The 11,387-nt window shown below is 69.2% G+C and carries 7 protein-coding genes; all 7 read left to right on the top strand.

The genetic code is table 11. From position 1 onward, the window contains the following. Window positions 1-233: 233 nt before the first annotated feature. Window positions 234-3,890: a chromosome segregation protein SMC gene (smc, locus tag BZB76_RS17395; protein WP_121435559.1), complete on the top strand. Its 3,657-nt coding sequence runs from the start codon at window positions 234-236 to the stop codon at window positions 3,888-3,890. Between the two features lie 862 nt (window positions 3,891-4,752). After that, on the top strand, window positions 4,753-5,124 hold the full coding sequence (locus BZB76_RS17390; RefSeq protein ID WP_246007030.1) for a globin domain-containing protein: 372 nt from the start codon (window positions 4,753-4,755) through the stop codon (window positions 5,122-5,124). Between the two features lie 6 nt (window positions 5,125-5,130). After that, a complete protein-coding gene (locus BZB76_RS17385) occupies window positions 5,131-6,333 on the top strand; it encodes a globin domain-containing protein (protein WP_121435362.1) in 1,203 nt (400 codons plus the stop codon). Between the two features lie 5 nt (window positions 6,334-6,338). Continuing rightward, window positions 6,339-7,013: a DivIVA domain-containing protein gene (locus tag BZB76_RS17380; RefSeq protein ID WP_170180658.1), complete on the top strand. Its 675-nt coding sequence runs from the start codon at window positions 6,339-6,341 to the stop codon at window positions 7,011-7,013. Between the two features lie 1,412 nt (window positions 7,014-8,425). Continuing rightward, complete coding sequence (gene ftsY / locus BZB76_RS17375; protein WP_121435360.1) at window positions 8,426-9,577, top strand: signal recognition particle-docking protein FtsY; 1,152 nt, start codon at window positions 8,426-8,428, stop codon at window positions 9,575-9,577. Window positions 9,578-9,726: 149 nt separating this feature from the next. Further along, window positions 9,727-11,052 (top strand): ammonium transporter, encoded by a 1,326-nt coding sequence (locus BZB76_RS17370; RefSeq protein WP_121435359.1) that lies wholly within the window; start codon window positions 9,727-9,729, stop codon window positions 11,050-11,052. Next, window positions 11,049-11,387: a P-II family nitrogen regulator gene (locus tag BZB76_RS17365; protein WP_121435358.1), complete on the top strand. Its 339-nt coding sequence runs from the start codon at window positions 11,049-11,051 to the stop codon at window positions 11,385-11,387. Before BZB76_RS17370 ends, BZB76_RS17365 begins: the two co-directional genes overlap by 4 nt.

Genomic DNA, 11,387 nt, shown 5'->3' with positions numbered 1-11,387 from the left:
TCCGCAACCCCGCAACGACCTCGACCCCTGCGATCGCGTCCGAAGGCAGGTTTCGAGCCTGCGAGAAACCTGATCGCGCAGCGAGCCGTAAGGCGAGCCGAAGCGATGCCAGCGATCGCCCGCAGTTCACGACGATGGAGGCCCGCCAGGGCCGAAGGAGGAGTGATCTGCAATAAACACAGTATCGTTCGACGGATGTTGTCGGCCGGCTCGTGGAGGGGGACGGGGAGCGCGTGTATCTGAAGAATCTGACGTTGCGCGGCTTCAAGTCCTTCGCGTCGTCGACCACGTTGAAGTTCGAGCCTGGGATCACGGCGGTCGTGGGGCCGAACGGGTCGGGCAAGTCCAATGTGGTGGACGCGTTGGCCTGGGTGATGGGGGAGCAGGGCGCGAAGTCGCTGCGCGGCGGCAAGATGGAGGATGTCATCTTCGCCGGGACGGCGAGTCGGGCGCCGCTGGGCCGTGCCGAGGTCGTGTTGACGATCGACAACTCCGATGGGGCGTTGCCGATCGACTACTCCGAGGTCACGATCAGCCGGTTGATGTTCCGGTCGGGGTCCAGCGAGTACGCGATCAACGGGGACGCGTGTCGGCTGCTGGACATCCAGGAGTTGCTGTCGGACTCGGGCATCGGCCGCGAGATGCACGTGATCATCGGGCAGGGGCAGTTGGACCGCGTCCTGCATTCGGGGCCGGAGGGGCGCCGCGCGGTGATCGAGGAGGCGGCGGGCGTCCTCAAGCATCGGAAGCGGAAGGAGAAGGCGCTCCGCAAGCTGGACGCGATGCAGGGCAACCTGACGCGGGTGCAGGATCTGACCGGTGAGCTGCGGCGCCAGTTGAAGCCGCTGGGGAGGCAGGCGGAGATCGCCCGGAAGGCGGCCGTGATCCAGGCCGATCTGCGGGACGCGCGGCTCCGGTTGTTGGCGGACGACCTGGTCACGTTGCGGACGAGGCTGGAGCAGGAGGCCGCGGACGAGGCGGCGGTCCGGGAGCGGCGTACGGAGACGGAGCGGGCGCTGGCGGAGGCGCAGGAGCGCGAGGGTCTGCTGGAGGCGGAGGAGGCCGAGCAGGCGCCGCGGCTCGCGCAGGTCCAGGACACGTGGTTCCGGTTGTCGGCGTTGAAGGAGCGGCTGCGGGGTGTCGCCGATCTCGCGGCGGAGCGGCATCGCAATGCCAGTGAGGCGCGGGCGGAGGAGCGGCGGGGCCGCGATCCGGAGGACATGGAGCGCGAGGCCGCCGAGATCCGCGAGCAGGAGGAGATGCTGCGGGCCGCGCTGGAGGAGGCGCAGGACGGGCTGTCCAGGGCCGTGGAGGAGCGGTCGGGGACGGAGGACGCGCTCGCGGCGGAGGAGCGCCGGTCGCAGGCGGCGGCCAGGGCCGCGGCCGATCGTCGTGAGGAGTTGGCGCGGCTGCGCGGGCGGGTGGAGGCGCTGCGGAGCAAGGCGCAGGCGGGACGGTCGGAGATCGGGCGGCTCGCCGACGCGCGTGAGGAGGCCGCGCAGCGGGCCGAGTCGGCTCGGGCGGAGTTCGAGGCGTTCGAGGCGGAGGTCGTCGAGGATCCGGTGCTCGCGGCGGAGCATGAGACCGTCCAGGAGGCGCTCGCCGCGGCGAAGGACGCCGCGGAGGCCGCGCGCGCCGCGGTGGACGGTCCGCGCCGTGCGTTGAAGGAGGCCCGGTCGGCGGTGGCGTCGGCCCGTTCGGCCGATCAGGCGGCGCAGAAGAAGGTCACGGCGTTGCAGGCGCGGATCGAGGCGCTCAACCTGACGCTGGCCAGCGCCGCCGATGGCGGCGAGGCCCTGCTGGCGGCGGGGTCCGACGGTTCGCTGGACGGCGTTCTCGGAACGGTCGCGTCGATGCTGAACGTCCGTCCCGGATACGAGACCGCGGTCGCCGCGGCCCTCGGCAACGCCGCGGAGGCGATCGCCGTGGGGTCGCTCGACACGGCCGAGGCCGCGCTGACCCTGCTGCGTTCCCGTGCCGCCGGACGTGCGGGGCTGCTCGTCGGGGGCGGGACGGCCGCGTCGTGGAACCGTGTCCCGGGCGTCGACTACGCGGTCGACGCGGTGCACGTCCCGGATTCGTTGCGTCCCGCCGTGGAGCATCTACTGCGCGATGTGGCCGTGGTGGACGACGTTCCGTCCGCCGCCGCGCTCGTGAGGGGACGCCCGTCTCTGCGCGCCGTCACCCGGGACGGGGAACTCGTCGGCGCCCACTGGGCGCAGGGCGGCGGGGCCGACGGCGGTCAGAGTCTTCTGCGGATGCGCGCGACCCTCGACGAGGCCACCGAGGACCTCGCTGCCGCCGAGACGGCTGCGGCCGCGGCCGCCGAAGACCTCACGGCCTGCCTGGAGCGCGAGCAGTCCGCACAGGCGACGGTGGAGGCCGCCGAGGCCGCGGCCGCCGAAGCGCAGTCGAGCGTGAACCACGCACAGGCGGAGTTGGACCGCGTCCGCGCGCGCGTGCGCGAGTTCGAAGCGCAGGCCGCGCAGGAGGCGAAGCGCGCCGCGCGTCTGGAAGCCGACGTCCGCGCCGCCCGAGGCGAAGCGGAACGGCTGACGAAGGCGCTGGACGCGGCCAACGAGTCCGTAGAGCGCGACACGGAGGCGGCAGCGGAACTCGCGCTGCGGCTCGCCGAGGCGGAGGAGGCCGCGGAGGTCGCCGACGAGGCCGGGCACGACACCGAGGCCCGCGACGAGCTGAACGCCCGCTGCCAGGAACTGCGGGCCGTCGAGATGGAGGCGCGGCTGACGGTCCGCACCGCCGAGGAACGCGTCCAGGCCATCGCCGGACGCGCCGACGCGCTCGAACGCGGCGCGCAACGCGAACGCGAGGAACGGGCCCGTGCCGCGCGGCGCCGCGCCCGCCGCGAAGAGCAGGCCAGGGTCGCCGACGCCGTCCTCAGAGGCGCCAGAACGGCTTTGATGCGCATCGACCACTCCCTGGACGCGGCCGTGCGACGACGCGAGGCCGCCGAGCAGGCAAAGGCCGCCCGCGAAGCGGAGCTGAAGGTCGTCCGGACGCAGGTGCGGGAACTGTCCGCCACCCTCGAACGGCTCGTCAACGTCGTCCACGGCAACGAGGTCGCCCGCGCCGAACAGCGGCTCCGCCTGGAGCAGTTGGAACAGCGGGCCCTGGACGAGTTCGGCCTGGAAGTCGAGTCCCTGGTCTCGGAATACGGGCCGGACCAGCCCGTCCCGCCCGACGCCGACAAAGGGGAGGACGCGCAACCCGTCCCCTACGACCGAGCCGTTCAGGAAAAGCGCGCGAAAGTGGCGGAACGGCAGCTGAACCAGCTCGGCAAGGTCAATCCGCTGGCGCTGGAGGAGTTCGCGGCACTGGAAGAACGGCACGCCTTCCTCACCTCACAGCTGGAAGACCTGAAGAAGACCCAGCGGGAACTCCTCGGCTTGGTCAAAGAGGTGGACGACCGAGTCCAGCAGGTGTTCGCCGCCGCCTACGAGGACACCGCCCGCGAATTCGAACGCATTTTCGCCCGCCTGTTCCCCGGCGGCGAAGGGAGCCTCTCGCTCACCGAACCCGGCGACATGCTCACCACCGGCGTGGACGTCGCCGCCCGCCCACCCGGCAAGAAGGTCAAACGGCTGTCGCTCCTGTCGGGCGGCGAACGCTCCCTCGTCGCGATCGCCTTCCTCGTCGCCGTCTTCAAGGCCCGCCCGTCACCGTTCTATGTCCTGGACGAGGTCGAGGCCGCGCTGGACGACACCAACACCCAACGGCTCATCACCGTCTTCGAGGAACTCCGCGAATCGTCCCAGCTCATCGTGATCACCCACCAGAAGCGCACCATGGAAGGCGCCGACGCGCTCTACGGCGTCAGCATGCGCGGTGACGGCGTCACCCAGGTGGTCAGCCAACGGTTGCGGGATTAAAAGGCAGTGTTGATTGCAGTGCACTCCTCCTTCGGCCCTGGCGGGCCTCCATCGTCGTGAACTGCGTGCGATCGCTGGCATCGCTTCGTCTCGCCTGGAGGCTCGCTGCGCGATCAGGTTCTCGCTTCGCTTGAACCTGTCTTCGGACGCGATGACAGTGGTCGAGGTCGTTCTGGGGTTGCGGTGACGGGCTTGAGGCCGGCTCGTAGGGATGGCTTCGAGGTTGGGGCGTACCTCAGCCCTTGGCGGGGCTCTGGCGTCGTGCACCGCTGTGCGGTCGGTGGCATCGTTTCGGCTCGCTGCGCTTGTGCCTAGGGCGTGTCCCACAGTGGCCTTCGGGCACGTGCCGGCGTCCGAGCGGGCGACCGGAAGCGGGCGCCCTGCGAGGGGCGTCGACCTTGCCGGCGGCTTGCCCGCGGCGTGAGTCGGGACGCTCCAGCGGGGTTTTGAGACATGTCCTAAGTCCCCGGCGGGACCTTCGGACGTGATCACGGTCGTGGAGGTCGGGCGGGCGCTTATAGCGGTCGCTCACCTGCTGATGTGGGGATTTTAGATAGTTGTTATGTCTGTCACTCTTTGTTGGATCGGTGCATCGAACGGCGTTCCGTATTCGAGGTGGTGGTCATGATTTTTATGTCCTATAACGGTTTGGCTTCGGTGACATTCGCGCCGGTGACCGGGTTGGTCATCGACTGAACGTGACTGAGCGGCGACGCTGGCGGGCTTGTGCCTCCCGCACCTATCCACTACGCATATGCACCGTGGATCTCCGGCTCCCCTACCCGGCGCCCCGCCCGTTACGGAGATCCCCTGGAAGGTGGTGCCCATGGATGCGCGAAAACTTAAAGAGAATTTTACCTTGGTGGCCGCGAACGGTGTGGACGTCGCCGAATATTTCTACGCCGACCTTTTCAACACCGAGCCGGGGCTGAGGTCGATGTTCCCCGCCTCCATGAGCAGGCAGCACGACGTCCTGCTCGGCGCCCTCTCCCAGATCGTGTCGTCCGTCGACGACCCCGACACGCTCGTCCCGTACCTTGAGGACCTCGGTAGACGGCACTACCGCTTCGGCGTCCTTGGCGAGCACTATGTCCCCGTTGGAGCCAGCCTCATCGCGACCCTGGCCTACTTCAGCGGCACCGAATGGAACGAGGACCTCGAGCGTGACTGGCGGGCGGCCTACGGCCTCGTCGCCAGTGTCATGCACGGGGCCGCCGCGGAACTCGTCTCCTGAGGCGACGTGGACGTTCAGCGCCTCAAGGACAACTTCGCGCACGTCGCCGAGCAGGGCGACGCGGTCGCGCTGTTCTTCTATTCCGATCTGTTCGTGCGCAACCCCCACCTGCGCGACATGTTCCCGATCGGGATGAGCATCCAGCGTGACAGGTTGCTGCGCGCACTCGGCCACATCGTCGCCCGGGTCGACGACCTCGGCACACTCGTCCCGTTCCTCCAGCAGTTGGGCCGCGACCACCGCAGGTTCGGGATCATCGCCGAGCACTATCCGCACGTCGGGGCCAGCCTCATCGCCACCCTCCGGCACTTCTCCGGCCCGGCCTGGAACGACGACATCGAAGGCGACTGGACGGCCGCCTACACCCTCGTCGCGAAGGTCATGCTGGAAGCGGCCGACGAGGACGCCCTCACCCGTCCCGCCTGGTGGGACGGCCAGGTCATCGCGGTGGAACGACGCCGATTCGACATCACCGTCCTGCGCGTCCAACCGGACCGGCCGCTGCCCTACCAGCCGGGCCAGTCCGTCGCGGTCGAGACGATGGCCCGTCCGCGTCTCTGGCGGTACTACTCGATGGCGAACGCCCCACGCCCCGACCACACCATCGACTTCCACGTCCGACTCGTGGACGGCGGTCCCGTCAGTCCCGTTTTGGTACGCACCACCGAAACCGGTGACCGCGTCAGGATGGGAGCCCCCGTCGGCACCCTCACCCTCGACGAGACCTCCCAACGGGACGTCCTACTCGTCGCGGGCAGCACCGGACTCGCCCCGCTCAAGGCCATCCTCGAACAGATCGCCGGCCGTCCGGCACCACCCCGCGTCCACCTGTTCTTCGGCGCCCGCACGCGCGACGGACTGTACGACCTTGAATCCCTCATCAAACTCGCCAGCGAGTTCGAGTGGCTCACGGTCATCCCCGCCGTGTCCGAGGAAGCCGGCGGACACGGCTTCTCCGCCCTCCTCCAGGCGGGACCCGGCCCCGTACGGCGCCCGGGCAGCTGGTTCGAGCCGGTACCGCGGACGGACGGCGACGTCGAATACGGCAACCTGTCCGACGTCGTGGCCAGACACGGCCCTTGGAACGATCACGACGCCTATGTGTGTGGGTCGTCGGCTATGGTCGGGCACACTGTCGAGCAGCTCGTGCAGCTCGGTGTGCCACGCGAGCAGATCCGGTTGGAAACCTTCGCAGACGCCCAGAGGTGAGCGCGTTGAACTCTCCTGACCTTCCCGCCTCCTCCGAGGGCCCCCGGCGGCTGACACCCGGCGAACTCCAGTCGGTCGCATTCGCCAGGGCCGCCCTCGGACGCCGCGGATTCGACGAGGAACAGGTCCGCAACTTCCTGGCCTACGTCGAACGGGAGTTCGTCCAACTCCTCAGCGAACGGGCCGCCCTCGCCGACGAGGTCAACCGACTACGGGCCCAAGGCGCCCAAGGCGCCAAGGGCGCGTCCAACGTCATGGCGCCCGAGGACGCCCACTTCCAAGCCGTCCGGATCCTGTCGCAGGCCCAACAGACCGCCGACATGTACGTCGCCGACGCGGAACGTTACACCCGGGAACTCTCCCACGAGGCCCGCCTACACCGCGAAGCGATCCTGTCCGACGCCAAGGGACGCGCCGAACACATCCTGGAGGACGCCCACCGCAAGGCCGCCGCCGTCGCCGACACGGCCGTCCGCACCACCGAACAGACCGCACGACCCGTTCCCCACCAAAGCGGCCTACCGGACACCGAACGGCACACCCTGGAACTGGAGCGCGAAGTCGCCTACCTGCGCACCTACAGCGACGTCTACCGCACCCACCTGCGCTCCTACCTGGAAGCGCTCCTCCGCAACGTCGACGAATGGGAAGCCTCCGAACGCGCATCCCTGCCGCGTTAATATTGTATTTCTCTCCTCCTTCGGCCCTGGCGGGCCTCCATCGTCGAGAAACACGGTGCGATCGCTGGCATCGCTCCGACTCGCCTAACGGCTCGCTGCGCGATCAGGTTCTCGCTTCGCTTGAACCTGCCTTCGGACGCGATCGCAGGGGCCCGGGTTGTCGCGGGGTTGCGGAGGCGGGCTGAGGTCGTTGCGTCCGCCGGCTGCGGCACGTGTACTGAGCCGCTGACGTTGGTGTGGTTTGCTGCGTGGTCGGTTCCATGTGGGCTTTGGACCAGACCGCGCCGGTCAGGCGGGTTGCGGCGCGGCTGGTGTCGTCGCGTCCGCCGGTAGCGGCTCGGTGCGCGATCAGGTTCTCGCTTCGCTTGAACCTGCCTTCGGACGCGATCGCAGGGGCCCGGGTTGTCGCGGGGTTGCGGAGGCGGGCTGAGGTCGTTGCGTCCGCCGGCTGCGGCACGTGTACTGAGCCGCTGACGTTGGTGTGGTTTGCTGCGTGGTCGGTTCCATGTGGGCTTTGGACCAGACCGCGCCGGTCAGGCTGGTGGCGGGTTGCGGCGCGGCTGGTGTCGTCGCGTCCGCCGGTAGCGGCTCGGTTCGCGATCAGGTTCTTGCTTCGCTTAAACCTGCTTTCGGACGCGATCGCAGTGGTCGAGGTTGTTGCGGGGTTGCGGAGGCGGGCTGAGGTTGGTGCGTCCGCGGCTGCGGCACGCGTACCGAGCCGCTGACGTTGGTGTGGACCGCTGCGTGGTCAGTTCCATGTGGGCTCTGGACCAGACCGCGCCGGTCAGGCAGTCGCGGGTTGCGGCGCGGCTGGTGTCGTCGCGTCCGCTGGTAGCGGCACGTGTGCCTGGCCGGTGGGGTGCTCCGGCTCACCGCACCCAAGTTAAGTTGTCGCCAGAGAAGTCTGCCTTCAGTACACCATCGTGGCGGGGGGCCGGTTGCCGCTTGGCCGCTGACTTCCGCTCGGTTGTTGCGGTGCTCGGTCGCTGGCGGGTTCGCGGGGATCGTGAGTTGACTCACGGTCCTCGTGCGGGGATGATGCGCCGATCAACAACGGTCTGGGGCTCGGGCTCGCCGCTGGTGGGTGGTTGTGTCGCCGCGTGGGCGGGTGCGGTGTCCGATTGTTGGGTAGCCGTGCAGGTGGACGTGGCGCTCGGTAGGGGACGCGCGAGTGATAACGCACGTCCGGACGCAACTACCTCAGCCCGTCACCGCAACCACGCAACAACCTGAGCCACTGCGATCGCGTCCGAAGGCAGGTACAAGCGAAGCAAGAACCTGATCGCGCAGCGAGCCGCAAGGCGAGCCGGAGCGATGCCAGCGATCGCACGCAGTTCACGACGATGGAGGGCCGCCAGGCCCGAAGGAGGAGTGCACTGCAATAGAACTCGCATGCGAAACTGGGGGGCGCTATGGAATATGTGATCATCATTGCCGCGCTGGTCGTCGTCGGGTTGGTCATCGGCGGTGTGCTGTTGGTGCGGCCGCGGGTCGGACGGCCGCGGCCGCCTGTCGAGGGGCCGCCGGCGGAGCGGGGAGGGGGCGCGACCGCCGTTGATGAGGCGGGGGCGCCCACGGTGGAGCGGGCGCCGCCGGTGGAGGTGCCGCCGCAGCGGCCTACCGTCGAGATCGAGAGGCCGCCGCCGGGGGCGGGTCGGCTGGTTCGGCTGCGGGCGCGGCTGGCCCGTTCGCAGAACACCTTCGGGAAGACGCTGCTCGGGCTGCTGTCGCGGGACACGCTCGACGAGGACGCCTGGGAGGAGATCGAGGACACGCTGATCAGCGCCGACATGGGCACGGCCGTGGCGCGTCAGGTGACCGATGACCTACGGACGCGGGTACAGGTACTCGGGACGCGCAGTCCGGACGAGGTGCGCGGGCTGCTGAAGGAGGAGCTGCTCAAGCAGATCGGGCCGGATCTCGACCGGTCGTTGCGGACGGAGACGGCGGGTGACCGTCCCGCGGTGATGATGGTCGTCGGTGTCAACGGGACCGGGAAGACCACGACCTGCGGAAAGCTCGGCCGTGTTCTCGTCGGGGACGGCAGGACGGTGCTGCTCGGCGCGGCCGACACGTTCCGCGCCGCGGCGGCCGACCAGCTGGAGACGTGGGGGAGTCGGGTCGGGGCGCAGGTCGTCCGTAAGGACGAGGGCGCCGATCCGGCCAGTGTCGCGTTCGACGCGGTGAAGCAGGGCATCGACGCCAAGGTCGACGTGGTGATCGTCGACACGGCGGGACGGTTGCACACCAAGACCGGGCTGATGGACGAGCTGGGCAAGGTCAAGCGGGTCGTGGAGAAGCAGGCCACGGTCGACGAGGTCCTGCTGGTCCTGGACGCGACCACCGGGCAGAACGGGATGCAGCAGGCCCGCGTGTTCGCCGAGGTCGTCAACGTCACGGGCGTGGTGCTGACCAAGCTGGACGGCACCGCGAAGGGCGGCATCGTCGTCCAGGTGCAGCGGGAGCTCGGTGTCCCGGTGAAGCTGGTCGGGCTGGGGGAGGGGCCGGACGATCTCGCCCCGTTCGAGCCGGAGGCCTTCGTGGACGCCATCCTGGGTGACTGAAAAGTGGGCCATTGTGGTGAAGAAACACCGGTGAAACACATCCGGCGCCGGTTTCACGCCACGGAAACATAGGAGGCCGTCAGGCGAAACCGCCGCGTCCGAGTCTCTGAGCAGTCACGTTCCCCTGTTGAGGAGGGACTCTCTCGGAGATGAAGATCGACAGCGGTAGTACCGCCTGGATGCTGACGAGCACCGCGCTCGTCCTGCTGATGACGCCCGGACTCGCCTTCTTCTATGGGGGGATGAGCCGGGCGAAGAGCGTGCTCAACATGATGATGATGAGCTTCGTCAGCATCGCCGTCGTCGGAATGGCGTGGGTCGTGTACGGCTACTCGCTCACTTTCGGCGACGGCGGCGGGCTCAGTTCGTTCATCGGCGGGTTCGGTGACTGGGGGCTGCTCGGCCTGGAGGACGCCGCGACGGCCGGCGACGGCACGGGTGTCCCGCAGCTGGTCTTCGTCGCGTTCCAGGCGACGTTCGCCATCATCACCGTCGCCCTGATCAGCGGCGCGATCGCGGACCGTGCCAAGTTCGGCGCCTGGGTCCTGTTCGCGCTCGTGTGGATGACGCTCGTGTACGTCCCGGTCGCGCACTGGGTGTGGTGGTCGGACGGCGACGACGCCGGATGGCTCTTCGACCTTGGTGCGCTCGACTTCGCGGGCGGCACGGTCGTCCACATCAACGCGGGGGCCGCGGCGCTCGCGCTGGTCCTCGTCCTCGGCAGGCGCAAGGGCTGGCCGAAGGAGCCGATGCGGCCGCACAACCTGCCGTTCGTCCTGCTCGGCGCGGGGCTGCTGTGGTTCGGCTGGTTCGGGTTCAACGCCGGGTCGGCGCTGTCGTCCGGCGCCACCGCGGCCGTCGCGTTCGTGAACACGCTCGCGGCGACCTGCGCCGCCGCGTTCGCGTGGATCGTGGTGGAGAAGCTGCGCGACGGGTCGTCCACCACCCTCGGCATCGCGTCCGGCATCGTCGCCGGGCTCGTCGCCGTCACCCCGGCCTGCGCGTTCGTCACGCCGCTCGGCGCCATCGGCCTGGGGCTCGTCGCGGGCGCGGTGTGCGCGTTCGCGGTCGGCCTGAAGTACCGGCTCGGTTACGACGACTCGTTGGACGTCGTCGGCGTCCACATGGTCGGCGGAATCGTCGGCGCGCTCCTCATCGGTGTCCTGGCGACCACGTCCGTGAACGACGCGGGCGCGGACGGGCTGCTCACGGGCGGCGGGTTCGCGCTGCTGGGCAAGCAGGCGGTGGCCGTTCTGGCGACTCTCGCCTACTCCTTCACCGTCACCTATGTGATCGCCAAGGTCATCGACCTGGTGATGGGCTTCCGGATCGACGCGGACGACGAGGCCGCCGGTATCGACAGCACGGCGCACGCCGAGACGGCCTACGACTTCGGCGCCATCCGCGCCGGGATCGGTTCGGGGGCGACCGCGGCGGTGCCCGCCCCGGCGACGAAGGTGGAGGCGCAGCCATGAAACTGATCACCGCGGTGATCAAGCCGTTCAAACTGGACGAGGTCAAGCAGGCCCTGGAGGCGTTCGGGGTCAGGGGGATGACCGTCAGCGAGGCCAGCGGCTACGGACGCCAGAAGGGGCACACCGAGGTCTACCGGGGCGCCGAGTACCAGGTCGACCTCGTGCCCAAGCTCCGTGTGGAGGTCCTGGTCGAGGCCGAGGACGCCGACGACATCATCGACGTGATCGTCAAGGCGGCCCGCACCGACAAGATCGGTGACGGGAAGGTGTGGGCGGTGCCGGTCGACACGGTCGTCCGGGTCCGCACCGGCGAGACCGGCCCGGAAGCCCTCTAG

It is taken from the genome of Actinomadura pelletieri DSM 43383, from assembly GCF_003634705.1.
Taxonomy (GTDB): Bacteria; Actinomycetota; Actinomycetes; order Streptosporangiales; family Streptosporangiaceae; genus Spirillospora; species Spirillospora pelletieri.
Note: the sequence above shows the minus strand (reverse complement) of the source record. Positions and strands in the feature narration are given on the sequence as shown.

What these genes read in the sequence shown, in the direction of transcription:
- ftsY (WP_121435360.1), top strand. Translation starts at nt 8,426, where the DNA reads ATGGAATATGTGATCATCATTGCCGCGCTGGTCGTCGTCGGGTTGGTC.
- BZB76_RS17370 (WP_121435359.1), top strand. Translation starts at nt 9,727, where the DNA reads ATGAAGATCGACAGCGGTAGTACCGCCTGGATGCTGACGAGCACCGCG.
- BZB76_RS17365 (WP_121435358.1), top strand. Translation starts at nt 11,049, where the DNA reads ATGAAACTGATCACCGCGGTGATCAAGCCGTTCAAACTGGACGAGGTC.